Source organism: Variovorax multivorans, from assembly GCF_051216835.1.
In the GTDB taxonomy this organism is placed as follows: Bacteria; Pseudomonadota; Gammaproteobacteria; order Burkholderiales; family Burkholderiaceae_C; genus Variovorax.
Map to the genome: position 1 here is coordinate 576,438 of NZ_JBPJZL010000005.1, position 23,373 is coordinate 599,810.

Below are 23,373 nucleotides of genomic sequence, written 5' to 3' on the forward strand. Positions count from 1 at the left end.
TGCATATGCGGGATGCGTCGTTTTCGGGCTGCGGGCGGCCCGGTACCGTGCGGGAACCATGAGTGCACTCCCCTTGCGCCGCACGTCGGCCACGCCTGAACACCCCTCCCCGCCTTCCACCGTCGATGCCGCCGTGCTGGCGCGCCTGTCGGCCCAGTTCGCCACCACCGCGGCCGACCACGACCGCAGCGGCGCCTTTCCGCGCGAGAACTTCGAGGCGCTGCAGGCGCACGGGCTCATCGGGCTGGTCGCTCCCGCCGAGCATGGCGGCGGCGGTGCCACGCTGGCGACAGCGCGGCGCGTGATCTCGGCCGTGGCGCGGGGCGAGCCGGCCACGGCGCTGATCCTCACGATGACCTATCTGCAGCACCACGCATTGACGCGCACCGACAGCCGCTGGCCACCGCATCTGCGCGAACGCGTGGCGCGGGATGCGGTCGCAAACGGCGCGCTGATCAACGCCCTGCGCGTGGAGCCCGCGCTAGGCTCGCCGGCCCGTGGCGGCCTGCCCGGCACGGTCGCGCGGCGCGACGGCAACGGCTGGAAGATCGACGGTCACAAGCTCTACACCACCGGCATCGAGGGCCTGAGCTGGCTCGCCGTGTGGGCTCGTACCGATGAGGCTGATGAAACCACGCCGCGCACCGGCGTGTTCCTGGTGCCGCGCAACGCGCCCGGCGTGCGCGTGATCGCGAGCTGGGACCATCTGGGCCTGCGCGCCTCGGGCAGCCACGAGGTGGTGTTCGAAGACGTCGCCATCGACCTCGATCACGCGGTGGACCTGCGCGTGCCGGCCGACTGGGCGCCCGATGCGGGCAGCCAGACCGACATCGACGCCCACGCCACGCAGCAGGCGTGGATGACGGTGCTGCTCGGCAGCCTCTACGACGCCGTGGCCACGGCCGCGCGCGACTGGCTGGTCGGCTTCCTGAACCAGCGCGCGCCCGGCAGCCTGGGCGCGCCGCTGGCCAGCTTGCCGCGCGTGCAGGAGCATGTCGGCGAGATCGAAGCGCTACTGCGAACAAACCGCGTGCTGCTCGACGATGCGACCGCCGCCGTCGACAGCGGCCATGCGCAACCGGCCGCCGACAGCGGCCTGCTCAAGTACACAGTGACGGGCAACGCGATCCGCGCAGTCGAGTTGGCGTTGCAGCTCAGCGGCAACCACGGCCTTACGCGGCAGAACCCGCTGGAGCGGCACTACCGCGACGTGCTGTGCAGCCGCATCCATACGCCGCAGAACGACGCAATCCTGGTGGCCGCGGGCAAGCGCGCGCTGCTGTCGTCGGGAGCCGCCGCATGACCGATCTGCTGTTTTCCAAGGCTTCGCGCCGCAGCTGGCTGAAGCAAGGCGCCGCGCTCTCGCTTGCCGCTGCTGGCTCGCTGCGTGTGTGGGCACAGCCGCAGCAAACAACGCTGGTGCTCGGCGACCAGGCCGGTGGCCTGCGCTCGCTCTTCGAGGCCTCGCGCACGCTCGAAGGCGCGCCGTTCGCCTACCGCTGGGCCAACTTCCAGGGGGCGGCGCCGTTGTTCGAGGCGCAGCGCAGCGCGGCGGTCGACACAGCCATGGCCGGCGACCTGCCCGTGCTGGCCGCAGCCGTGGGCAAGACACCGCTGAAGATCGTCGCCACGCGCGTCGGCAAGGCCGATTCGCTGGGCATCGTGGTGCAGGCCGATTCGCCGCTGCGCAGCGTGGCGGACCTGCGCGGCAAGACGGTGATCGTGTCGTCGGCGCGCGGCAGCATCTCGCAGTACCAGCTGTACGGCGCGCTCGAAGAGGCCGGCGTGCGGCGCGAAGAGGTCACGGTGAAGTTCGTGCTGCCGACCGACGCGGCCGCCGCCTTCGCGTCGAAGCAGATCGACGCGTGGGCCATCTTCGATCCGTACTACGCGATTGCGCTGCAGCAAGGCGGTCGCATCCTGCGCGACGGGCGCGGCATCAACACTGCCCTGGGCTTCATCACCGCGAGCGAGCATTCGCTGGCCGACCGGGCCAGGCGCGCGGCCATCGTGCAGTTTCTCGACCGGCTCGGCCGTGCGGGCGACTGGGCGTTGGCCAACCCCGAGGCCTACGCACAGGCCTACAGCCAGCTCACGCGGCTGCCGATCGAGTCCGCGCGCATCATCACCGCACGGGCTTCGGTGGCTGGCCGGCCGGTGAGCGAAGCCGACATCGTCGCGCTGCAGGCCGTGGCCGACCGCTCGGCGCGCGACGGCATCCTGCCGGTGCGGGTGGACGTGCGCGCGATTACCGACACCAGCGTCTGGAAGCGCCCGGCGTGATCGCGCCGCTGCGCGAATTCGTCGGCGCTTTCGGCCGGCTGCTCGACCGCGCGCCCGACGAGCCCCGCATTCTTTCCGAAGGTGGCGCATTGCTGCGCACGCTGGTGGCACGCGACGACTGGCTGCCAGAGGCCTTTGCCCAGCCCGACCCCGTGCGCTATCGGCAATTTCTGCTGCACGCGGACAGCACCGAGCGCTTCTCGGTCGTGAGCTTCGTGTGGGGGCCGGGGCAGGCCACGCCGGTGCACGACCACACGGTGTGGGGGCTGATCGGCATGCTGCGCGGCGCGGAGTACAGCCAGGGCTATGCGCTCGATGCGCAGGGCAATGCGCAGTCGCAGGGCGAGGCGGTGCGGCTCGACGCTGGCGACGTGGAAGCCGTGTCGCCCACCATCGGCGACCTGCACCGCGTGCACAACGCGCATGCGGACCGCGTGTCGATCAGCATCCACGTGTACGGCGCGAACATCGGCGCCGTGCGGCGGCATACTTACCCGACGGAGGGTGGCCGCAAGCCCTTCGTCTCCGGATACTCCAACGCGCTGCTGCCCAATCTGTGGGATCGCTCCGCTGAACTCGCATCCTCGAACACCGTATGACGACTGCCTCCTTTCCCGTTCTTTCATTTGCCGCCGTGCGCGAGCGCCTCATCGCCCGCGACGAAACCGCCCTGCTCGACGTGCGCGAGGAAGACCCGTTCGCACAGGAGCATCCGCTGTGGGCCGCGAACCTGCCGCTGTCGCGCATCGAGATAGAGGCGTGGCGGCGTATTCCGCGGCGTGACACGCTGATCGTGCTGTATGGCGAGCACGGCGGCGTCGACCTTGCGCCGCTCGCCGCGAACACGCTGGCCGCGCTGGGCTACACGAACGTGCATCTGCTCGAAGGCGGCCTCGAAGGCTGGCGCCGCGCGGGCGGTGAACTGTTCCGCGACGTGAACGTGCCGAGCAAGTCCTTCGGCGAGCTGGTCGAGCATGAGCGGCACACGCCTTCGCTGTCCGCGCCCGAGGTGAAGGCGCTGGTCGATGCGAAGGCCAACGTGGTGGTGCTCGACGCGCGCCGCTTCGACGAATACCAGACGATGAGCATTCCCTCGGCCACCAGCGTGCCGGGCGCGGAACTGGTGCTGCGGGTGCGCGAGCTGGCACCCGATCCTTCAACGCAGGTGATCGTGAATTGCGCGGGACGCACGCGAAGCATCATCGGTACGCAGTCGCTGGTGAACGCGGGCATTCCGAACCCGGTGGCTGCGCTGCGCAACGGCACGATAGGGTGGAAGCTCGCGGGGCAGGTGTTGGACCATGGTGCCGATCGGCAGGCGCCCGCTGCGGTGTCGCAGGCACATCGCGCACGGGCGCAGGCCGATGCAAAACGCGTGGCCGATCTGGCTGGCGTGCGCCGCATCGCGCTTGACGCTCTGCAGACACTCGAAGCACCGGGGCGCACCGTGTACCGCTTCGACGTGCGCACGCCCGAGGAATATGCGGCGGGCCACCTGCCCGGCTTTGCCAGCGCGCCCGGTGGGCAGCTGGTGCAGGAAACCGATCACCAGGTGCCCGTGCGCGGCGCGCGCATCGTGCTGGCCGATGACGACGGCGTGCGGGCATCGATGAGCGCGTCGTGGCTTGCGCAGATGGGGTGGGAGGTTCATGTGCCGGAGCTCGTGCCAACGGCTGCGGACTTCGTCGAGACCTCGGCACCGCCGAGCTTATACCCGCCGGTTGCGGCCGTTGTGGGCGAGCTCGCACCGAAGGAACTGGCGGCGTTGCTGAAGCAACCCGGCACCGCGGTGATCGACGTGACGACGAGCGCCAACTATGTGAAGCGCCACATTCCCGGTGCCTGGTATGCGATTCGCGCTCAGCTGGCGCAGGCCATCGATGCTGTCATTCCACCGGCCCAGCGCTACGTGCTGACCTGCGGCAGCAGCCTGCTCGCCCGATATGCCGCAGCCGACCTGCGCTCGCTGCTCGATGCGCGCGGCAAGGGCGATGTCGAAGTGCTGGTGCTGACCGGTGGCAACGCGGCATGGTTCGCCGCAGGCCTCGATGCGGAGACCGGCGAGACGCGCCTTGCAACTGCGCGCACCGACCGCTACCGCCGGCCGTACGAAGGCACCGATGCGCCTGCCGAAGCGATGCAGGCTTACCTCGATTGGGAGTTCGGCCTGGTGGCGCAGCTAGGGCGCGACGGCACACATCATTTCAACGTGATCTAAATGCAAGCGTTTTGAAAGGATGACAACACGGTGGTGACACTGTGTAGGCTGGGTAAAGGCCGTCATCCGGCGATGCCACGGGACGTTGGTTGTTCATACCGACAACAACTCATCCCAGGAGCTTCGCCATCATGAGATTCCCTGTTCTTGCCTTGTCCGCTGCCGCACTGGCAGCTACCCTGACCGGCTGCGTGGTTGCGCCGGCAGCCCCCGTGTATTCGGCGCCTCCGGGCGTGGCCTATGTGGCACCCACGTATGTGTCGCCCGGTGTCGGCTTCGTGTGGGCCTACCACCCGCGCTACGGCTGGGGCTGGCACCACCCGCAGTACGGCTGGCACCGCGGCTGGCGCTGAACCGAGGCGGCTGATGCCGCCTCTATTCGCCTGGATCAGCTCGGCTCGGCGCTCTTGAACAGCGCCGCGACCTTGCGCTTGGTCTTGATGTTGCTGGAGATGCCGCGTGCGGGCGTCGCGGCCTTGGCGGCGGCTTCCCATGCCGGCGTGGCATCGGGCTCGCCAGCTTCGTAAGGCTTGTCGAAGAACGGATCGCGCGGCGCCGACGGTGCGCGATGCGGTCGGCCACCGCCGCGGCGGGCTTCGGCCTCGCGGCGTTCGCGCGGCTGGTCGAGCACATCGCGTGCGTCGCCGGCTTCGCCTTCTTCGCGCCAGTGACGGCGTCCGTCGTTGATGCGGCCGCGCGGGCGGTCTTCTTCGAACTCGACGGGTTCGAGCTCGATCTTCTTCTTGATCAGTTTCTCGATGTCGGCCACCAGGCGCGCATCGTTGCCGCCGCTGGCAAAGCTCACGGCCAGACCCGAAGCGCCGGCACGGCCCGTGCGGCCGATGCGGTGCACGTAGTCTTCGGCGTTGAACGGAATGTCGAAGTTGAAGACCGCGGGCACGTCCTTGATGTCGAGGCCACGGGCCGCGACGTCGGTGCACACGAGCAGGTCGACTTCGCCGGCCTTGAACGAAGCGAGCGCCTTCAGGCGTTCGTCCTGGCTCTTGTCGCCATGCAGTGCGGTGGTACGCAGGCCATCGCGCTCCAGCGAGCGTGCGAGGCGCGCGCAGCCGAGCTTGCTGTTGACGAACACGAAAGCCTGCGTGATGCCGCGCTGCTGCACGATCTGCTTGAGCGCGCGGCGCTTGTCGTCGTCGGCCACGCTGTAGAAGTGCTGCTCGACGGTGGAAGCCGTTTCGTTCGGCCGAGCCACTTCGATGGTGACGGGGTTCTGCAGGTAGCTGCCGGCCAGTCGCTTGATTTCGGGCGAGAACGTGGCCGAGAACAGCAACGTGGTGCGCTGCTTGGGCAGGTAGCTCAGGATGCGCTGCAGGTCAGGCAGAAAGCCGATGTCGAGCATGCGGTCGGCTTCGTCGAGCACGACGTATTCGACCTGGTTGAGCACCGCGTTCTTGGCTTCGATGTGATCGAGCAGACGGCCCGGCGTGGCGACCAGCACTTCGACGCCCTTCTTCAACTCCAGCGTCTGCGGCTTCATGTCGATGCCGCCGAACACCACCGTGCTGCGCAGGTTGGTGTACTTGGCGTACAGCTTGACCTGCTGCGCGACCTGGTCGGCCAGTTCGCGCGTGGGCAGCAGCACGAGGGCCCGGACCGGATGCCGCGCGGGCGAGGTCGAGGCGTTTTCATGCTTGAGCATGCGCTGCAGCAGCGGGAGCGAAAACGCCGCCGTCTTGCCGGTGCCGGTCTGGGCGGCGCCCATCACATCCTGGCCCGCGAGCACGACCGGAATGGCCTGCTCCTGGATCGGTGTCATGGTCTCGTAGCCCATTTCGGCTACGGCGCGCGCCAGCGGTTCCGCCAGCGATAGATTGGAGAAGGAGCTTGTCATTGAGCCCGCTATTGTCGCATTGCCGCAAAAAACGGCAGTGACGGCGGCATGACAACGCCCGCGCCAGCGGAATTGCTATTTATTAGATAGCAACCAATCCAGCACCAACAAGCCCTTCAAGACGATGCAACTCAGAGGCTACGCGCATTGAAGGTGTCGCAAGACTTGATATCGCCGCTTTGATAACCCGCGCCGAACCACCGTTGGCGCTGCGCGCTCGAGCCGTGGGTGAAGCTGTCGGGCACCACTGCACGGCCTGCGGAACGCTGCAATGCGTCGTCGCCGATCTTCTGCGCGGCGTTCATGGCGGCCTCGATGTCGCCCGGATCGAGCCACTTCTTCGACTCCTGCGAATGGTGGGCCCACACGCCCGCGAAGCAGTCGGCCTGCAGCTCGACGCGCACGCTCATTGCGTTGTTCTGCGTCTGGCTCAGGCGGTTGCGCATGCCGTCGACCTTGGCGGTGATGCCGAGCTCGTCCTGCACGTGATGGCCGACCTCGTGCGCAATGACGTACGCCTGCGCAAACTCGCCCGGCGCGCCGAGCTGGTTCTTCAGCGTGTCGTAGAAGCCAAGGTCGATGTAGACCTTCTGGTCGCCCGGGCAGTAGAACGGGCCCATGGCCGATTGCCCCGTGCCGCAGGCCGTGGGCGTGGCATTGCGGAACAGCACGAGCCGGGGCGCGTGATACGTGCCGCCGTTCTGCTTGAAGATGCCCGTCCAGACCACTTCGGTGTTCTTGAGCACGGTGGAGACGAAAGCTGCCTCGCGGTCGCCGGACGGTGGCTTGGGCGCAGGCCCCTGCTGCTGTTGCTGCACCGGGGCCGGACCACCGCCGCCGCTGAGCAGGCTCAGCACCGTAAGCGGGTTGATGCCGAAGACCCAGCCCGCGATCAGCGCGACCGCGATGGTGCCGATGCCGATGCTTCGGCCTCCGATGAAGCCGCCGCCCCCACCACCGCCGCCACCTTCACCGCGGCGGTCTTCGACGTTGTCCGATTGTTCGTTGCCTTCCCATCTCATCGCAGTCTCCTTGCCGGCCATTGCAGGAGGATTTGCCGGCGGTCGCAGGATGGTACTTGCCCCGGCGCCCTCCGGGGTAACTGGCCGTCAGCAGACGGCCCGGTGTTTCGTCAGGTTTTTGGCAGGGTGACGCCGCGTTGGCCCTGGTATTTGCCGCCGCGGTCCTTGTAGCTGGTCTCGCAGACCTCGTCGCTCTCGAAGAACAGCACCTGCGCGCAGCCTTCGCCCGCGTAGATCTTGGCGGGCAGAGGCGTGGTGTTGCTGAATTCGAGCGTCACGTAGCCTTCCCATTCGGGTTCGAAGGGCGTGACGTTGACGATGATGCCGCAGCGCGCATAGGTGCTCTTGCCGAGGCAGATGGTGAGCACGTTGCGCGGGATGCGGAAATATTCGACGGTGCGCGCCAGCGCGAAGCTGTTGGGCGGAATGATGCAGTAGTCGCCGTGCATGTCGACGAAGCTCTTCTCGTCGAAATTCTTCGGGTCGACCACTGTGCTGTGGATGTTGGTGAACACCTTGAATTCAGGCGCGCACCGGATGTCGTAGCCGTAGCTCGAGGTGCCGTAGCTGATGATCTTGTGGCCGTCGCTCTCGCGCACCTGACCGGGCTCGAAGGGCTCGATCATTCCTTCGTTTTCGGCCATGCGCCGGATCCATTTGTCGCTCTTGATGCTCATATGCGGTCGCTACTGCTGCTGCGGGGGGAGATGGCGCGAATTGTGGCATGCGCCACTGCCCTCCCCGCCGCCCCGGGTGCTACAGCGCTTGCGAAATCACCGTGCGCTCGACCAGCCGGTCGTCGCCCAGCACGATCATGGCGAAGAGCATTTCTTCCAGCGTGTTCGCCAGCTTCGTCTTGCGCGCCAGCAGCGGCGTGGCCGCCGGGTTGAGCACCAGGAAGTCGGCCTCGCAGCCCGGCTGCAGGTTGCCGACCACGCCATCGAGCCCCAGCGCGCGCGCCGCGCCGCCGGTGTGGCGCCACCAGAGCTCGGAAGGCGCGATGCTCAGGCCGGTCTTGGTCTGGCCTTCACGGCCGACGTAGTAGGCGGCCATCATGGTGTGGAAGGGGCTGAAGCTGGTGCCGCCACCCACGTCGCTGGCCAGGCCGTACGGATAGCCCACGCGGTCGGCCGCGCCGAAGTCGAAGAAGCCGCTACCGAGGAACAGGTTGCTCGTGGGGCTCACGGCCGCGGCCGTCTTCGTCTCGCGCAGCAGGGCGCGGTCGGCGTCGTCGAGGTAGATGCAGTGGGCGTACACGGCGCGCTCACGCATCAGGCCGAAGCCGGCGTACACGTCGAGATACGAGCGCGCCTTGGGGTACAGCTCGCGCACCCAGCTCACTTCGTCGCGGTTCTCCGCCACGTGCGACTGGATCCAGGTGTCGGCGTACTTCGCGGCGAGCTCGCTCGCGCCGCGCATCTGGGCGTCGGTGCTCGCGGGTGCAAAGCGCGGCGTGATGGCATAGCCCAGCCGGTCGACGTTGTGCCACTTGCGGATGAGTGCCTCGGAGTCGATCAGGCTCTGCTCGGTTTCATCGCGCACGCCGTCGGGCGAATTGCGGTCCTGCAGCACCTTGCCTGTGATCATGCGCAGGCCGCGGCGCTGCGCACCTTCGAAGAAGGCATCGACCGAGGCCACATGCGAGGTCGCGAAGGTCAGCGAGGTGGTGACGCCGTTGCGCAGCAGTTCGCCGAAGAACACGTCGGCCACTTCGTTTGCATGCGCGGGGTCTGCGAATTTGCTTTCGGCAGGGAAGGTGTAGTTCTCGAGCCAGGGCAGCAGGCCCGGCGAGGGCGAACCGATGATGTCGGTCTGCGGATAGTGGATGTGCATGTCCACGAAGCCCGGCGCGAGGATGCGCCCCGGCAGATGGGTCACATTGGCGCCGGGGTGGCGCGGCGCGACGGCGGCATGGCTGCCGGCATCAAGCACGCGTTGGCGGCCGGTGCTGTCGGGGGCCACGACCAGCAGGCCGTCTTCATCGAAAACGGGCTGGCCGGCGGCGTCGAATCGCAGGAGGGAGGCGCGGTAGGCTTTTTTCATCGTGGGTGCGGAGGGTAATCCAGCCCCGCCGCACCGCAATTTCCATGCGCATATGAGTGCTATATGCGGAACGCACTCACCGCGGCGGCAACGCACGCGACTGAATGTCGAAGGGCACGCCGGTCGGCACGGGCCCGTCGCCGTCCTTGCGCTTTGTCAGCAGCGCGTACTTCGATTCGATGAAGTAGACGCGATCGCCCCACACCGCGCCCGACGAGGGGTCGTTGAGCCCTGTCACTACCGTCTGCAGGCCGAGCTTCATGCCGTCGACACGCGCCACTGTGATCTGGCCGCCGTAAGGGCCTTCGCCGAAGGCATTGCTCTCGAACAGCACGAGCCGGCCCGGCTTCCAGGCGCGGATTGCGTCGACGTTCTTCAGCACGCGCGGTGCATCGATGCGCGTGACCTCGCTGGCGCTGCCGTCGGCGCCCAAGCCGATGCGCAGCACGTAAGGAGCCGCCGCCACGAGGCTCACGTAGACATCGCGCCCGCCATCGATCGCGATGCCGTTCAGGCCCTTGTAGGGGCCCGGACCGGCCAGCGCCGGGTCTTCTTTCCACACAGTGAGCGCGGTGGCGCCTGGCGCGAGCCTCAGCACGCGCGGGTGGTAGGAGTCGGTCACGTAGAGATTGCCGCGGGCGTCCTGCGCGAGGTCGTTGCAGTAGCCGCTGTCGGGCATTGCATAGCTCGCGCGCGGCGCGCCCGTGGCCAGGTCGTAGCGCTTGAGCGCGCTCGGCGTCTGCGGCACGGTGGTGAAGCCGCTGCTGCCCGAGCAGACCCAAAGCGCCCGATGCTTCGCATCGACCAACACGCCCTGCCCGTTCGCAAGCCCGTTGGCACCAGGCTTCACGAGCACTTCGGCCTTCGGAGCGACGCCCGGCTTCAGGCGCGCGACCGCGCCCTCGCGCCAGCTGCCGACATAGAACGAGCCATCCGGGCCGATGGCAACGCTTTCCGGATACCAGTCCTCGGGCAACGCCTGCACGAGAGGCGGTGCGGCGGTGGCTGCTGTCGTGGCGAGCGCGAGCAGCGCGCCGGCCAGCCGTGTGTGGCTGCTCATTGCCACACGCGAAACACGCGCCCCGTCAGCGGTCCTTCGACACTGCGCACATAAGCCAGCGCCACGCGCGCGGCCGATACGGTTTCGACGCCCGGGAAGAGCGCGCCATATGCCGCCAGCGATTCGGTCAGCAACGTAGGGCTCACCGCGTTGATGCGCAGGCCGCGTGGCAGCTCGATCGCCGCGCCCAATACGAAGCCCTCGACCGCCGAGTTCACGGCGGCCGCATTGCTTCCGCCGCGAACCGGGTCGGCGGCCGCGACGCCCGTGGTCAGCGTGATCGAACCACCGTCATTCAGCACGTGCTGGCCGAGCAACGCGAGCCGCACCTGGCCGAGCAGCTTGTCTTGCAGGCCGATGTTGAAGTCGGCCGGCCGCATTTCATTCAGCGGCCCGAAGAACAGCCCGCCCGCCGCCGACACGACGGCATCGACGCGCCCTACCGCCGCATACAGCGCCTCAACGCTGGCATCGCTCGTGATGTCGACCTGGAGGTCGCCGCGCGTGCGTCCTGCACGAATCACCTCGTGACCGCGCTCGGCCAGCGTCTGAGCCACTGCGCTGCCAATCGCGCCCGTCGCGCCCACAACAAGAACCTTCATGGAAAACCTCGCCAAAAGTGAATCAACAAGCGGCGATTGTTTTACGAACCGTTGATTTGATAAATTGCCATCTGGTTCTGTCATTCGAAACTCTGGATTCTCAATATGGACAAGCTCCGCGCCATGGAGGTCTTCGTCGCCACGGTGGATGCGGGCAGCTTCGCGGCCGCCGCCGAGGCGCTCGACCTGTCTGCCGTGATGGTCGGCAAGCACATACGCGCGCTCGAAGAGCAGCTCGGTGCCCGCCTGCTGGAGCGCACCACGCGCCGCCACGCACTCACCGAGATAGGCGCCGCCTACCTCGAGCGCTGCCGCGACGTGCTGGCCAGCGTGCACACCGCCGACGGTGTGGCCGAGTCGCTACGCGCCATGCCCCAGGGCGTGCTGCGCGTCACTGCGCCCGTGGCCTACGGCGCGCACCGGCTCACACCGGTGATCGGCGACTACATCGCCGCCTATCCGCAGGTGAAAGTGGACCTGAGCCTCAACGACCGCGTGGTCGACCTCGCGGAAGAAGGCTTCGACTGCGGCATCCGCTCGGGGGCTGCGGTCGACGAGCGGCTCATTGCAAGACCGCTCGCGCTGGCGCGCATGTACGCCGTGGCCAGCCCCGCATGGGTCGCGCGCCACGGGCAGCCGAAGCACCCGTCCGATCTGGAAGCCTTTCCGCTGCTGGGCTTCGCGACCTGGGGGCCGAACCATTCGTGGCGCTTCACGCGCAAGGGCGAGACGGTGCACGTGCCGGTGCGCGGCCCGCTCACCACCAACAACGGCCAGGCGCTGCTGACCGCGGCCATGGCCGGCGTGGGCGTGATCGTGCAGGCCGACGCGCTGCTCGGACCCGCCCTGGCGTCGGGTCAGGTGGTGCGATTGCTGCCCGACTGGGAACTGCCCACGCGGCAGGTGCACATCATGCGGCTGCCGGAAGCGCGGCCGAGTGCGAAGCTGCGGACCTTCGTGGACTTCGTGGTCGAGCGGCTGGGCTAACGCCCAACCCGCCCCTGCACGCCCTCGACCAGCCAGTTCATCTTCAGGACCTGCTCGTCGCTCAGCTGCACGCCCTTGGCGATCACGACGTGGCCTTCGTTGTCGCGCACGTCAGCGGCAGCTGCACGAAACGGCTGCAGCTTGCCCGCCGCAATGTCCTTCTGCCGCGCCAGCACCTCGTCCTGCACGGCCTTGGGCACCTTCGTGCCGAAGTCGCCGACGCGGATCATTCCTTCCTTCACGCCGCCCCAGAGGTTGCCGCTCTTCCAGCTGCCGTCGAGCACGGCCTTCGCGCGCTGCGTGTAGTAGCCACCCCATTGGTGCGTGACCGCGACGATCTGCGCGTCGGGCGCGATCTTGCGCATGTCGGAGTGGTAGGCAATGGCCATCCTGCCGCGCTCCTGCGCCGCGGCCATTACGGCGGTGGAGCCTGTGTGGAAGGCGACGACGTCGGCGTTCTGGTTGAACAACGCCATGGCCGCATCGCGCTCCTTCGGCGGGTCGAACCACTCGTTGAGCCACACCACGTGCACCTTCGCGGCCGGGTTCACCGAGCGCATGCCGAGCGTGAAGGCGTTGATGCCCTGCAGCACCTCAGGAATCGGAAAGCCCGCCACGTAGCCCGCGATGTTCGTCTTGGTCATGCGGCCGGCCACGATGCCCGCGAGGTAGCGGCCCTCGTAGTAGCGCGCGTTGGCGGTCGCCACGTTGGGCGCGGTCTTGTAACCGGTGATCGACTCGAACTTCACCTCGGGGAAGTCCTTCGCCACTTTCAGCGTCGGCTCCATGTAGCCGAAGCTCGGCGTGAAGATGAGCGTGTTGCCCTGCTGCGCGAGGTCGCGAATTACGCGCTCGGCATCGGCGCCTTCGGCCACGTTCTCGACGTAGGTGGTATTGACCTTGTCGCCCAGCGCCGCATCGACGGCCTTGCGGCCCTCTTCATGCTGGCGCACCCAGCCGGCATCGGTGACGGGCGTGACGTAGACGAAGCCGATCTTCAGCGGACCCTTGGCTTGCTGCGTTTGCGAGAAGGCGGGAGATAAAAAGCACGCGGCGGCCAGCGCCAGAACGGCGCGGCCCGCGAGGTTTTTGTACATGGTGTTCCTCTACATGGCCCCGGAAAAGCAAAACCCCGCAGCAGGCCGGGACGCCCTGGTGCGGGGTGCGGATTTTATGCCCGAGCCGACTAGGCGGCGCGGTAGCGCGCCGCAGGCGCGGTGCTGGACAACCGCCCCGACATCGCACGCCGCGCCGCATCGAAGGCATCCCACTCGGCAAGGTCGGGCAGCGCGGGAATCGTGACCTGCTCGCCCTGGTCGAGCCCTGCGAGGGCCGCGTCGACCATGTCTTGCGCGGTCATCACGATCTCGCTGGGCAGGTGCTGCACCGGCAGGCCGGCAATGCCCCAGAACTCGGTGGCCGTCGCGCCCGGCAGCACCGCCTGCACGCGCACGCCCTTGCCGTTCAGCTCGTGCTGCAGCGATTGGCTCAGCGCCAGCACGAAGGCCTTGCTGCCGCCGTACACGCCGTTGAGCGTCTCGGGCGAGACCGCCACGATGGACGAAATGTTCACCAGCGTGCCCGCGCCGCGCTCGACAAAACCGGGCACGGCCGCGTAGGTGAGCCGCGTGAGCACGTTCACGTTGAGCGCGATCATTTCTTCCATCTTGTCGATGTCCGACGCGAGCAGCGGCGCGGTGGCGCCTACGCCGGCGTTGTTCACCAGCATGGTGATGTCGTTGCGGGTGCGCAGCGCCGCCTCGACGAGCGCGATGTCCTTCTTGTCTATCAAGTCGGCGGGGAGGATGTCGACCTTGCGGCCGGTCTCGCCCGCGAGCTTCGCGGCTAGCGCCTCGAGGCGTTCGCGATTGCGCGCCACCAGGATCAGGTCGAAGCCGCGCCGCGCGAGGCGGTCCGCGTACACGGCGCCGATGCCCGACGAGGCACCGGTGATGAGGGCTGTGCCCTTGGGAGTTGCTGAAGTTGCAGTCATGGAGTTTCCTTTTTTCGCCACGGGTTTATGGCCGTGGTGGAAGTCTCCTCCTACAAGGCTATGGCGTAAATGTCATATAAGCCACCTTTCAGGACATCCGGCGTTTCAGGCCGTCGCAGCCTCCCGCCGGGCCACGCGGCGCACGCTCTGCGGCGGTTGCCCCAGCGTGCGCAGGAAGGCCCGGCGCATGCGCTCGGGATCGCCGAAGCCCGTTTCGCGCGCGACCACGCCGAGCGCAAGGCTGCCCTCGTCGATCAGCGCACGCGCCGCCTCCACGCGCAGGTTCTCGACCGCATGCGCCGGCGACTGCCCGGTCTCGGCCTTGAAGGCGCGGCTGAACTGACGCGGGCTGAGGTGCGCGACCTCGGCCAGTTCCTCCACCGACAGCGTCTCGCGCAGGTTGGCGCGCGCATGCACCAGCGCCTTCTGGATGCGGTCGGACTTGGGTTCCAGCTCGAGCAGCGCGGAGTACTGCGATTGCCCACCCGCGCGGCGGTGGTACACGACCAGCTTCCTCGCCGCGAACCGGGCAGCCTCCACGCCGAGGTCTTCCTCCACCAGCGCCAGCACGAGGTCGATGCCGGCCGTCATGCCGGCCGAGGTCCACACCGGCCCGTCGTTGATGAAGATGCGATCGGGCTGCACCTTGACGGAGGGATGGCGCTTCTGCAGCTCTCCCGCAAAGGACCAGTGCGTGGTCGCCCGGCGTCCGTCGAGCAGGCCCGCATCGGCCAGCCCGAAGGCGCCGGTGCAGATGCTGGCCACGCGACGCGCATTGCGCAGCCCTGCACGCAGAAAGCGGCGCATCTTCTCGGACGTGGGCGCGATGAAGAGCGCGCCGCTCATCACCAGCGTGTCGAACTTCGCCGTGCCGAAGCGCTTGCTGTCGGCGGTCACGCCCGACGAGCTGGCCACGAGGCCGCCCTCTTCCGACAGCAGCTCGACCTTGTAGACCACCTTGCCGGCATGGATGTTGGCGAGCTCGAACGCCGCGATCGCGGCCAGGTCGAGGATCTGGAAGCCGGGGAAGACGAGCACGCCGATGCGTTTCATGGCCATGTCCTGAAAAGAGGTTTGCACTGAATGACGGACGCGAGGCTAGACGACCTGCGCCGACCGCGTTGGCGTGAGGGATACGCAGCATGGCCTTCCCACGCGGCGATGGGTGCCGCCGCCAATCGGCAAGCGCCAACCCGGACGCGCCGTCCCACAATGGGCGCTCCACATGACGCAATCGACGACAACAACCACCCCGCCAGCCGAGTCGGGCGCCCACATCCACTGGCAGCGCAACCTCGCTGTCTGCATGTTCGGCTCCTTCACCACCATCATCGCGATGACGCTGCTGCTGCCCTTCCTGCCGCTGTACGTCGAGCAGTTGGGCGTGAAGGACCATGCGGCCATCGTGCAATGGTCAGGGGCGGCATACGGTGCCACCTTCTTCAGCGCCGCGCTGGTCGCGCCGCTGTGGGGCCGGCTGGCCGACCGCTATGGGCGCAAGCCGATGCTGATTCGCGCGAGCCTCGGCATGGCTGTGGCGATGGCGCTGATCGGTCTTGCCGGCAACGTGTGGCAGCTCGTCGGCCTGCGGCTGCTGGCGGGGCTGCTCGGCGGCTATGCCTCGGGCTCGATGGTGCTGGTAGCCACGCAGACACCCAAGGACCGCACCGGCTGGGCGCTGGGCACGATGTCGTCGGCCATCATGGCCGGCAATCTCGTGGGGCCGCTGGTGGGTGGCGTGCTGCCGCCGCTCGTCGGCATTCGCAACACCTTCTTCGCGGCGGGCGCGATGATCTTCGTGGCTTTTCTCGCGACGGCCTTCCTCATCCGTGAAGAGAAGAAGGCGCCTTCCGCATCGAAGCAGCGCGGCGCCTCCGACGACACCGGCTGGGCCGCCGTGCCCGACAAGCGCCCGCTGGTCGCGATGCTCTTCACCGGCATGCTGCTGATGCTCGCGAACATGTCGATCGAGCCGATCATCACCGTCTACGTTGCCACGCTGGTCGATGACCCGAACCGCGTGACGATGATGGCCGGCCTGGTGATGTCGGCGGCGGCGCTGGGCAGCATTCTCTCGGCCTCGTGGCTGGGCAAGCTGGCCGACCGCGTGGGGCACTGGAACGTGATCGTCGGCTGCCTTGCGGTGTCGGCGCTGCTGCTGGTGCCGCAGGCCTTCGTCAGCTCGGGCTGGCAGCTGGTGGTGCTCCGCTTTCTGATGGGGCTGTCGCTCGGCGGGCTGCTGCCCTGCATCGCGAGCGTGATCCGCCACAACGCGCCCGAGCGCGTGGCGGGCAACATGCTCGGCTACTCGACCTCGGCGCAATACACGGGCCAGGTCGCGGGGCCGCTGCTCGGCGGCTTCGTGGGCGGGCACATCGGCATGCGCGCCGTGTTCCTCGGCACCTGCGTGCTGATGGCCGCGGGCGCCGGGTGGAACTGGTTGGCGAAGCGGCGCTGAAGAAGCACCGCTGCGCCCTCCTCCTTCCTTACTCGCGGATGGTCACGCTGCTGTAGGCGGCGTCGGCCTTGATCTCCGCTTCCGAGAACGGCAGGCGCAGCCACTGCCCGGCGCTGTAGGCGCGTGTGTAGTCGGCGTTGTGCGGCGACGCCGGGTCGTCCGACAGCGAGAAGGTGAGGAAGGTGTGAGCCTCGACGCCTCCTGCGGGGAAACGCACGATCTGCATGTAGCTGTTGCCGTTGGGGTTGGCGTCCATCGTGTAGCCGCCCTTGTCGAGCCGGTTCTCCGAGCAAAGGATCGTGAAGTAGCCTTGGCCGTCGCAGCCGCCCGACAGCGGAATCTTCTGGCCGTTGCGCGTCACGAACAGCGTGTCGCCGCGCAGCGCGTCGAGTGCATAGCCGCTGGCCTGCACACGCAGCACTGCCGCACCGAAGGCCTGCCGCAGGTCCTCGGCGGCGGAAGTCTTGAGGCCGCTCGGCGTGTTGATCGGATCGTTCGCGCTGAAAGGCACTTCATAGAGCCTGTCCGCGGGCAGCCGCGAGGCACGCGCCCAGAACTCGTCCCACACGTGGGCGCCGCGCGCCGAGGCCAGGCCGGTGTTGTTCCACGCCTTCAGCACCGCGCAGGCGGGGCCGGTGTCGACGCTGCGCGGCGGCGAGAACGCCTCGCCGGTCTGCGCATCGCCCGTCACGGCAATGCGGGGCACGTCGCACACCAGCTCCAGCGCGCGGGCCTTGAACAGCTCTGCGGTGTAGGCGCGGCTGCCGAGCGTCACGCGCTCGACGGCATCGACCGTCGCGCCGCTACCAGCGCCCTGCGCAATGAGGTGGCCGAGCCGCGTGCGGAAGGTCTGCGCGTTGCTGCCCGTCGGGCCGAATATGGCCGGGTAGCCCGTGAGCGGCGCTTTCGGATTGGCGAGCCAGTAGCTGTCGTTCATGTTGGCGACGTAGTCGTCGCGCAGCAGGCTCGGCATGCGCGAAGGGCCGACTGCCCCCTTCTGCACCGAGTCGGCATCGCTCTGCCAGTCGCAGGCGCTGCGCGAGCCGTCGAACACCGGCACGCGCGGCAGCGTGGCCGCCATCGCCTTGCCGGCGGGCGTGGTGCAGTTCGCCATCTGCTCGGGCGACACGTTGGGCACCGCGCCGATGTCCGCATACCAGGCCTTGGCGCTGCCGCGACCCACGGCTACGGTATTGACCCAGGGAATGGCGGCCTCTTCTCGCTGAATGGCGATGAGATCGTCGAGCGACCTCGCCTGCCCCCAGCGCAGCCAGGTGCGGAAGGTGCGGTAGTTGTCGGCGTTGATGTCGCGGATGGCGAAGGCCGTGCTCTGGCTCCAGGCCAGCGCCGGGTTGATCGCGCCCAGGTTCACCAGCGGGCCGTACTCCGAGGCGTAGAGCGTGCGCGTCACCGGCTCGACCTTGCCCGAGGCCTGCTTCACGTTCACGGTGACGATGCGCGCCTGCATCTTCACCACGCGGCCGTCACGCAGGTAGCTCGTGGCGTCACCCGGAGCGAGCTGCAATTGAAAGAGACCAAAGCGCCGCGCCGCCGATACCGTGTGGCTCCATGCGATGTTGTCGTTGAACCCGATGAGGAGCACCGGCACGCCGAGGAAAGACGTGCCGCTCACGTCGAGCTGCCCCGGAATGGTGAGCTGCGCCTGATAGAAGCGGTCGGGTCCGCGCCAGTACCAGTGCGGGTTGCCGAACAGCAGCGGGCTCGCGTCGCCTGTGCTCGCTGTGCCGAAGCCGATCATGTTGCTGCCCACGCCCGCCTCGCCGCCGACCTGCAGCGCCAGCGGCTGCGCATCATGCTCTTTGCGCAACGACACCTTGGCGGCAGGCGGCACCGCGTTGGCAATGTTCGAGAGGAAGTTGCTGTAGCCCGCCGCCAGGTTGGTGGCGTACATGCGGCGGTAGATGTCGTCGGGGCTCACCTGCCGCACCCAGGCCTCGTTGCGGCAGGCCGCATGCGCGTTGCCTGCATCGGCCTTCAGCTCGCGCACGTAGCGGTTGTAGCCAGCGGCAAAGCCTTCGACCATGCCGCGGATGCTGGCCGGCTGCGCGCGGGCCATGGCGTCGACCACGTCGGCTGAAATCACGTGTCTGTGGAAGAAGTCGGAATCGATGTTCTTCGGCTGGCCGATGGTGCTCTTGGCCGTCAGCAGCGCTTCGGCGCCGAAGAACTGCGAACGCTCGCCGCGGTAGGTGAGAAAGCTGTCGGCCATGGTGCAGAGATCGTCCTGCGCCTGCGCGTAGCCGTAGCCATAGCCGGCACCGGCCCAGTCGTCCGCCTTGATGTGCGGCACGCCCATGGCGGTGCGGCGGATCTCGGCCTTGTAGCTGCCGTGCGGCGGCGTTGAGCGGTCGGCAATGCCGGTACATGCCACGAGGGCCATGGCAACCGGCACGAGAAAAAGCGGCCCGAGGCCGCGCGTGAATTTCGAGCGCATGCGGTGTTCCTGTTGTGTATGAGGAACGCAGCTGCGTGGGCGTCGAGCGTGCGTGGCGCGTTCGGCGCCAATCTTAAGACGGGCGACGCGAACGCCTCGCCCGCGTGCCCTTCTTTACATTGACGCCAGCCCCTGCTGATGGCCCCAGGCGTGCGAGGCGCCGTCGTCGGCAGTCACGCGCACCTGGTTCGCCAGGAAGGACGGCGACAGGCCGAAGTAGCGCTGGAAGGTGCGGCTCATGTGCGCCGCATCGGTAAAGCCGCTGACCAGAGCTACGTCGGTGAGCGGGCGCCGCGCGGTGAACTGCTGCACCGTGCGGCGCACCTTGGTCCACAGCGCATAGCGTTTGACCGACACGCCCACCTGCCGGGCGAACAGGTGCGTGAGCCGGTCGGGCGAGAGGCAGGCCACGGCCGACAAGTCGCGCAGCGGAATCTGCCCCGCATGCGCGCGGATGGCCTGCAGCACGCGTTCGATGCGCGGGTCGACGGCCGCTTCGATCTCGGGAAACTCGTTGATGGCCTCGACCAGCTTCACGCTCAGCGCCCGCAGCCCGCGACTGCAAAGCGTGCCGTGCTGCGCCGGATCGAACTCGTCGCGCAGCCGGCCGAAGCGGCGCGCATCGATCGGCAGGATGCCGTGGCCGCCCATGCGCTTTGCGAGCATGCGGTAGGCACTAGACGCAGGATCGAGATTGAGCGACAGCAGCCCGCAGCCATCGACGTCAAGCCGGCGCGACACGTGCGGAGCGACCAGCGCCGCGGTGCAGTGCACGCGCGTGCCGTCGACCGCCTCCAGCGCAAAGGGATGCCCGCTGACCGACGCCAGCAGCGTGGCCGACGAGCGGGCCGTCAGGCCCGACTGGATCGCCGGCGTGATGTAGAGGAACCGGTCATCCCACAGGTGCAGGAAGTTTTGCGTTGCCATGCCGTGCCACTTTTGTTTTTGTCTCCAGCGGCGGATTCTCCTGCATCGGAACGGCCATGGGCTGCACATGCTGGCGCACCGCCTCCAGCAGCAGCATGGCCAGCCGGCTCGCCGGGGCCTCGGAGTGAGCCTGCGCGCGATAGAGCACGAGCGATATCTGCGGCAGCGCCGGCAGGGACAGCATCGTGCGATCGATGACGCGCACATGCGAAGGCAGCCCGAAAGGCGTGCGCACCGTGAGGCCCAGGCCGGCCGAGGCTGCAGCCCACAGCGCCGCAAGGCTGGCACTGCCAAAGGCGCGGCGCCATGGCACGCCAGCACGGTCGAGCGCAGTGATGACGATCTCGCGCAGCGGGCACGGGGCGTCGAGCATGATGAGCGGCAACGGCTCCTTGCTCTTGGCCTGGCGCGTGCCGGTACCGCGGTGTTCGCGCTGCGTCCACCAGTCGGCCTCGACACGGTAGGGGGCCTTGGGGCCAATCCACAGCAGAGGCAATCGCGCCACGCGCTCTGCGTACGGCGACAGAGGCTGGTCGCCCGCGTCCCATGCCAGTGCAAGGTCAAGCTGCCCAAGTTCGAGCCGCTCCCGCAGCTCGCCGCTGCGCGCCACGCAGGCTTCGATACGCACCTTGGGATGCGCGCGTGCAAAACGGCCGAGAACGGCCGGCAGCAACGTCTCGCCGAAGTCTTCCTGCAGGCCGAGGCGTACCCAGCCTTGCAGGTCGGCACCGCGCATGGCGGCGCCGGCTTCCTCATTCAGTTCGAGCATGCGATGGGCGTAGGCCAGCAGCGTCTCGCCGGCGTCGGTCAGCTCCAGCCCCCGGCCGGCCTTGCGGAACAGCACAGTGCCGGCCTGCGATTCCAGCTTCTTCAACTGCGCGCTCACTGCTGAAGTCGAGCGGCCCAGCTTGTCGGCCGCGCGGGCATAGCTGCCGAGCGCGATGCCGGTGGAAAAGGTGCGCAGCACGTCGAGATCGAACATCACCTGGCTCATGTCGGGGCTCCTTTTTGACCATCCTGTTTTTCAGGACGATTGGCGCATTATTTTCTGATTTTCAAAACCTTGGCGGCGGCGGACACTGCGCCGCAACATGACGCAATCCCCTTCTTCCTCCTCTTCGTTCTCGCCGCGCCACCGCTGGAAGGTGCTGACTGCGGGCGTGGCCGCCAACGCGGCGTTCTCCGTGGCCTTCAGTGGCATCCCGATGACCGCCGTGCTCATGCGCACCGGCTACCAGCTCGACAACGCCACGCTCGGGCTGGTGCTCGGCCTCATGGGGCTGGGCATTGCTGTGAGCGAGCTGCCCTGGGGCCTGCTGACCGACCGCTGGGGCGACCGGCCGGTGCTGCTGATGGGCCTGGGCAGTACGGCCATCGCGCTGGTGGTGATGGCACTGTGGGCCGCACCGGCGGCAGGGCACATTCCCGGCCTGGGCTGGCTCGGTGCCGGGCTGCTGCTGGTCGGTCTGCTTGGCGGCAGCGTCAACGGCGCCAGTGGCCGCGCGGTGATGACGTGGTTCGACGCCAGCGAGCGCGGCCTCGCGATGAGCATCCGGCAGACGGCCGTGCCGCTGGGCGGCGGCATCGGCGCGCTGGTGCTGCCTTTCGTGGCGCTGCACTTCGGCTTTGCGGCGCTTTACGGCCTGCTCGCGCTGTTGTGCGCGCTGAGCGCGGCGATGAGCTGGGCGTGGGTGCACGAGCCACCCATTGCGCCGCGCGGCAGCAAGGCCGTGGAAACAACGGCCGCACCGAAGAGCGGCCCGCTGCGCGACGTGCGCGTGTGGCGCATCGTGGCCGGCATCGGCATCCTCTGCGCGCCGCAATTCGCGGTGCTGTCTTTCGGCACCGTGTTCCTGCACGACTTCGGCCACGCAGGCTTCGCGACGATCACCGCGACGATGGTGTTCACGCAGGTCGGTGCGATGGTCATGCGCGTGTGGAGCGGCCGCTGGACCGACCGCAAGCGCAACCGGCCGGCCTACCTGCGTGCCTGCAGCGCGCTCAGCGTGCTGCTGTTCGCCGGCCTCGCGGTGCTGGTGATGGTCTCGGGAACGCATGCCGCCGATTCATTGGCGCTGCGCATTGCGCTGGTCGTGCTTCTGGGTGTGAGCGGAGTGTGTGTGTCGGCCTGGCACGGCGTGGCCTACACGGAACTCGCCACGCTGGCCGGTGCAGCCCGCGCCGGCACGGCATTGGGCATGGCCAACACCAGTGTGTTCCTGGTGTGCTTCGTCACGCCGTTTTCCATTCCGCACCTGCTGGCGCTGCAGGGCTGGCCGATGGTGTGGCTGGCGGCCAGCGCCTGCGCGCTGGTGGCGATGCCGCTGCTGGTGCCGCGGCCCGCCGTGTCGGATCAGAAAGTCGCGAAGGCCGCGTTGAGCCGGTCGACGTAGGCGCGCTTGGCGGCCGCGTCGATGAAGCTGCCTTCGAAGCTATTGGCAGCAAGCTGCCAGGCCTGTTGCACGCTGAGCCTGGTGGCCGCGAAGGTCTGCGTGAAGTTCTGGTTCATGTAGCCGCCGAAGTAAGCCGGGTCGTCCGAGTTGACGGTAGCGACCAGGCCTGCCCCCAGCAGCGCGCCGAGGTTGTGCTGCGACAGATCGGGGAACACACAGAGCTTGAGGTTCGACAGCGGGCACACGGTGAGCGGAATGCGGTCTTGCGCGAGGCGCTTCATCAGCGCCGGGTCTTTGGTGCTTTGCACGCCGTGGTCCACACGCTCGACCTTGAGCACGTCGAGCGCGCTCCACACATAGGCCGGCGGGCCCTCTTCGCCCGCATGCGCGACGAGGTGAAAGCCCAGCTCGCGGCAGCGTGCGAACACGCGCGCGAACTTCTCGGGCGGGTGGCCGACTTCGCTCGAATCGAGCCCCACGCCGATGAACTTGTCGCGGAATGGCAGCGCCTGCTCCAGCGTCTCGAAGGCTTCTTCCTCGCTCAGGTGGCGCAGGAAGCACAGGATGAGCGTGGCGCTCACGCCCAGCTTCGGTTGCGCATCGACGCAGGCGCGGTGCAGGCCGTTGATTACCGTTTCCATCGACACGCCGCGCGCCGTGTGCGTCTGCGGGTCGAAGAACATCTCGGTGTGCACCACGTTGTCTGCGGCCGCGCGCTCCAGGTAGGCCCAGGCCATGTCGTAGAAATCTTGTTCCTTCAGCAGAACGCTGGCGCCGGCGTAGTAGATGTCGAGAAAGCTCTGCAGGTTGGTGAAGGCATACGCCTTGCGCAGCTCTTCGACGCTGGCATAGGGAATGGACACGCCGTTGCGCTGCGCGAGCGCGAAGATGAGTTCGGGTTCGAGCGAGCCCTCGATGTGCATGTGCAGCTCGGCCTTGGGCATGGCGCGCAGCAACTCGGGCAGGCGGTCGGCTGCGATGCGGTCGAAGCTCTTGTCGTAGGCGGGGCGGAAATCAGTCATGGTGGGGGACTCTGCTGCTGCGTTGTGATCCCGCACAGCATAAAGCCAGCCACCGCCG

At 67.9% G+C, this 23,373-nt stretch carries 21 protein-coding genes; 8 read left to right on the plus strand and 13 right to left on the minus strand.

From position 1 onward, the window contains the following. The first annotated feature begins 58 nt into the window (after positions 1–58). From ACSFCA_RS16060 to ACSFCA_RS16080, 5 genes are all read left to right on the plus strand, one after another. Positions 59–1,303, plus strand: a complete 1,245-nt coding sequence (locus tag ACSFCA_RS16060; RefSeq protein ID WP_435460169.1) for an acyl-CoA dehydrogenase family protein — start codon at positions 59–61, stop codon at positions 1,301–1,303. After that, positions 1,300–2,283 (plus strand): ABC transporter substrate-binding protein, encoded by a 984-nt coding sequence (locus ACSFCA_RS16065; protein WP_435460170.1) that lies wholly within the window; start codon positions 1,300–1,302, stop codon positions 2,281–2,283. Before ACSFCA_RS16060 ends, ACSFCA_RS16065 begins: the two co-directional genes overlap by 4 nt. Then, complete coding sequence (locus tag ACSFCA_RS16070; protein WP_435460171.1) at positions 2,280–2,882, plus strand: cysteine dioxygenase family protein; 603 nt, start codon at positions 2,280–2,282, stop codon at positions 2,880–2,882. The genes ACSFCA_RS16065 and ACSFCA_RS16070 overlap by 4 nt, the downstream gene beginning before the upstream one ends. Beyond that, positions 2,879–4,501: a rhodanese-related sulfurtransferase gene (locus tag ACSFCA_RS16075; protein WP_435460172.1), complete on the plus strand. Its 1,623-nt coding sequence runs from the start codon at positions 2,879–2,881 to the stop codon at positions 4,499–4,501. Before ACSFCA_RS16070 ends, ACSFCA_RS16075 begins: the two co-directional genes overlap by 4 nt. A gap of 131 nt (positions 4,502–4,632) precedes the next feature. Then, positions 4,633–4,854, plus strand: a complete 222-nt coding sequence (locus ACSFCA_RS16080) for a hypothetical protein (RefSeq protein WP_435460173.1) — start codon at positions 4,633–4,635, stop codon at positions 4,852–4,854. Between the two features lie 35 nt (positions 4,855–4,889). Here ACSFCA_RS16080 and ACSFCA_RS16085 read toward each other — a convergent pair whose 3' ends face one another. From ACSFCA_RS16085 to ACSFCA_RS16110, 6 genes are all read right to left on the minus strand, one after another. Further along, entirely contained in the window at positions 4,890–6,353 is a 1,464-nt protein-coding gene (locus ACSFCA_RS16085; RefSeq protein WP_093080851.1) for a DEAD/DEAH box helicase, read from the minus strand. A 131-nt stretch (positions 6,354–6,484) separates the two neighbouring features. Then, on the minus strand, positions 6,485–7,375 hold the full coding sequence (gene ypfJ, locus ACSFCA_RS16090) for a KPN_02809 family neutral zinc metallopeptidase (protein WP_435460174.1): 891 nt from the start codon (positions 7,373–7,375) through the stop codon (positions 6,485–6,487). A 110-nt stretch (positions 7,376–7,485) separates the two neighbouring features. Beyond that, positions 7,486–8,052 (minus strand): dCTP deaminase, encoded by a 567-nt coding sequence (gene dcd, locus ACSFCA_RS16095; RefSeq protein ID WP_093179585.1) that lies wholly within the window; start codon positions 8,050–8,052, stop codon positions 7,486–7,488. A 79-nt stretch (positions 8,053–8,131) separates the two neighbouring features. Further along, positions 8,132–9,418, minus strand: coding sequence for a guanine deaminase (gene guaD, locus ACSFCA_RS16100; protein WP_435460175.1), 1,287 nt, complete (start codon positions 9,416–9,418; stop codon positions 8,132–8,134). Positions 9,419–9,494: 76 nt separating this feature from the next. Beyond that, positions 9,495–10,478 carry an SMP-30/gluconolactonase/LRE family protein gene (locus tag ACSFCA_RS16105; RefSeq protein WP_435460176.1) on the minus strand — a complete coding sequence of 328 codons (984 nt, stop codon included), beginning with the start codon at positions 10,476–10,478 and terminating at the stop codon, positions 9,495–9,497. Beyond that, positions 10,475–11,080 (minus strand): short chain dehydrogenase, encoded by a 606-nt coding sequence (locus ACSFCA_RS16110; RefSeq protein ID WP_435460177.1) that lies wholly within the window; start codon positions 11,078–11,080, stop codon positions 10,475–10,477. The genes ACSFCA_RS16105 and ACSFCA_RS16110 overlap by 4 nt, the downstream gene beginning before the upstream one ends. 105 nt (positions 11,081–11,185) lie before the next feature. Between ACSFCA_RS16110 and ACSFCA_RS16115 the strand changes: the two genes are divergently transcribed. Further along, positions 11,186–12,067 (plus strand): LysR family transcriptional regulator, encoded by an 882-nt coding sequence (locus ACSFCA_RS16115; protein WP_435460178.1) that lies wholly within the window; start codon positions 11,186–11,188, stop codon positions 12,065–12,067. Here ACSFCA_RS16115 and ACSFCA_RS16120 read toward each other — a convergent pair. The 3 genes from ACSFCA_RS16120 to ACSFCA_RS16130 form a co-directional block, all read right to left on the minus strand. After that, complete coding sequence (locus ACSFCA_RS16120) at positions 12,064–13,164, minus strand: BMP family ABC transporter substrate-binding protein (RefSeq protein WP_435460179.1); 1,101 nt, start codon at positions 13,162–13,164, stop codon at positions 12,064–12,066. The genes ACSFCA_RS16115 and ACSFCA_RS16120 overlap by 4 nt on opposite strands. An 89-nt stretch (positions 13,165–13,253) precedes the next feature. After that, positions 13,254–14,060, minus strand: a complete 807-nt coding sequence (locus tag ACSFCA_RS16125) for an SDR family NAD(P)-dependent oxidoreductase (protein ID WP_435460180.1) — start codon at positions 14,058–14,060, stop codon at positions 13,254–13,256. A 105-nt stretch (positions 14,061–14,165) separates the two neighbouring features. Continuing rightward, positions 14,166–15,113: a GlxA family transcriptional regulator gene (locus tag ACSFCA_RS16130; RefSeq protein WP_258353613.1), complete on the minus strand. Its 948-nt coding sequence runs from the start codon at positions 15,111–15,113 to the stop codon at positions 14,166–14,168. Between the two features lie 172 nt (positions 15,114–15,285). On the opposite strand from ACSFCA_RS16130, the gene ACSFCA_RS16135 reads away from it, so the two are divergent. Next, positions 15,286–16,518: an MFS transporter gene (locus ACSFCA_RS16135; protein ID WP_435460181.1), complete on the plus strand. Its 1,233-nt coding sequence runs from the start codon at positions 15,286–15,288 to the stop codon at positions 16,516–16,518. 28 nt (positions 16,519–16,546) lie between these two features. Here ACSFCA_RS16135 and ACSFCA_RS16140 read toward each other — a convergent pair whose 3' ends face one another. From ACSFCA_RS16140 to ACSFCA_RS16150, 3 genes are all read right to left on the minus strand, one after another. Then, positions 16,547–18,973, minus strand: a complete 2,427-nt coding sequence (locus tag ACSFCA_RS16140) for a penicillin acylase family protein (RefSeq protein WP_435460182.1) — start codon at positions 18,971–18,973, stop codon at positions 16,547–16,549. Positions 18,974–19,087: 114 nt separating this feature from the next. Next, positions 19,088–19,900 carry a helix-turn-helix domain-containing protein gene (locus ACSFCA_RS16145; protein WP_435460183.1) on the minus strand — a complete coding sequence of 271 codons (813 nt, stop codon included), beginning with the start codon at positions 19,898–19,900 and terminating at the stop codon, positions 19,088–19,090. After that, entirely contained in the window at positions 19,866–20,894 is a 1,029-nt protein-coding gene (locus ACSFCA_RS16150; protein WP_435460184.1) for a LysR substrate-binding domain-containing protein, read from the minus strand. The genes ACSFCA_RS16145 and ACSFCA_RS16150 overlap by 35 nt, the downstream gene beginning before the upstream one ends. Before the next feature lie 97 nt (positions 20,895–20,991). Between ACSFCA_RS16150 and ACSFCA_RS16155 the strand changes: the two genes are divergently transcribed. Continuing rightward, a complete protein-coding gene (locus ACSFCA_RS16155; RefSeq protein ID WP_258353608.1) occupies positions 20,992–22,293 on the plus strand; it encodes an MFS transporter in 1,302 nt (433 codons plus the stop codon). On the opposite strand, the gene ACSFCA_RS16160 is transcribed toward ACSFCA_RS16155, so the two are convergent. Further along, positions 22,254–23,315: an adenosine deaminase gene (locus tag ACSFCA_RS16160; protein ID WP_435460185.1), complete on the minus strand. Its 1,062-nt coding sequence runs from the start codon at positions 23,313–23,315 to the stop codon at positions 22,254–22,256. The genes ACSFCA_RS16155 and ACSFCA_RS16160 overlap by 40 nt on opposite strands. Positions 23,316–23,373: the final 58 nt, after the last annotated feature.

Bases quoted from the DNA above. Each gene is read 5' to 3' on its own strand.
- ACSFCA_RS16145 (WP_435460183.1), bottom strand. From the start codon at position 19,900: ATGGCAACGCAAAACTTCCTGCACCTGTGGGATGACCGGTTCCTCTAC.
- ACSFCA_RS16155 (WP_258353608.1), top strand. From the start codon at position 20,992: ATGACGCAATCCCCTTCTTCCTCCTCTTCGTTCTCGCCGCGCCACCGC.
- ACSFCA_RS16080 (WP_435460173.1), top strand. From the start codon at position 4,633: ATGAGATTCCCTGTTCTTGCCTTGTCCGCTGCCGCACTGGCAGCTACC.
- ACSFCA_RS16115 (WP_435460178.1), top strand. From the start codon at position 11,186: ATGGACAAGCTCCGCGCCATGGAGGTCTTCGTCGCCACGGTGGATGCG.
- ypfJ (WP_435460174.1), bottom strand. From the start codon at position 7,375: ATGAGATGGGAAGGCAACGAACAATCGGACAACGTCGAAGACCGCCGC.
- ACSFCA_RS16140 (WP_435460182.1), bottom strand. From the start codon at position 18,973: ATGCGCTCGAAATTCACGCGCGGCCTCGGGCCGCTTTTTCTCGTGCCG.
- ACSFCA_RS16120 (WP_435460179.1), bottom strand. From the start codon at position 13,164: ATGTACAAAAACCTCGCGGGCCGCGCCGTTCTGGCGCTGGCCGCCGCG.
- ACSFCA_RS16160 (WP_435460185.1), bottom strand. From the start codon at position 23,315: ATGACTGATTTCCGCCCCGCCTACGACAAGAGCTTCGACCGCATCGCA.
- ACSFCA_RS16110 (WP_435460177.1), bottom strand. From the start codon at position 11,080: ATGAAGGTTCTTGTTGTGGGCGCGACGGGCGCGATTGGCAGCGCAGTG.
- ACSFCA_RS16085 (WP_093080851.1), bottom strand. From the start codon at position 6,353: ATGACAAGCTCCTTCTCCAATCTATCGCTGGCGGAACCGCTGGCGCGC.
- ACSFCA_RS16130 (WP_258353613.1), bottom strand. From the start codon at position 15,113: ATGAAACGCATCGGCGTGCTCGTCTTCCCCGGCTTCCAGATCCTCGAC.
- dcd (WP_093179585.1), bottom strand. From the start codon at position 8,052: ATGAGCATCAAGAGCGACAAATGGATCCGGCGCATGGCCGAAAACGAA.
- guaD (WP_435460175.1), bottom strand. From the start codon at position 9,418: ATGAAAAAAGCCTACCGCGCCTCCCTCCTGCGATTCGACGCCGCCGGC.
- ACSFCA_RS16135 (WP_435460181.1), top strand. From the start codon at position 15,286: ATGACGCAATCGACGACAACAACCACCCCGCCAGCCGAGTCGGGCGCC.
- ACSFCA_RS16125 (WP_435460180.1), bottom strand. From the start codon at position 14,060: ATGACTGCAACTTCAGCAACTCCCAAGGGCACAGCCCTCATCACCGGT.
- ACSFCA_RS16150 (WP_435460184.1), bottom strand. From the start codon at position 20,894: ATGAGCCAGGTGATGTTCGATCTCGACGTGCTGCGCACCTTTTCCACC.
- ACSFCA_RS16075 (WP_435460172.1), top strand. From the start codon at position 2,879: ATGACGACTGCCTCCTTTCCCGTTCTTTCATTTGCCGCCGTGCGCGAG.
- ACSFCA_RS16065 (WP_435460170.1), top strand. From the start codon at position 1,300: ATGACCGATCTGCTGTTTTCCAAGGCTTCGCGCCGCAGCTGGCTGAAG.
- ACSFCA_RS16105 (WP_435460176.1), bottom strand. From the start codon at position 10,478: ATGAGCAGCCACACACGGCTGGCCGGCGCGCTGCTCGCGCTCGCCACG.
- ACSFCA_RS16060 (WP_435460169.1), top strand. From the start codon at position 59: ATGAGTGCACTCCCCTTGCGCCGCACGTCGGCCACGCCTGAACACCCC.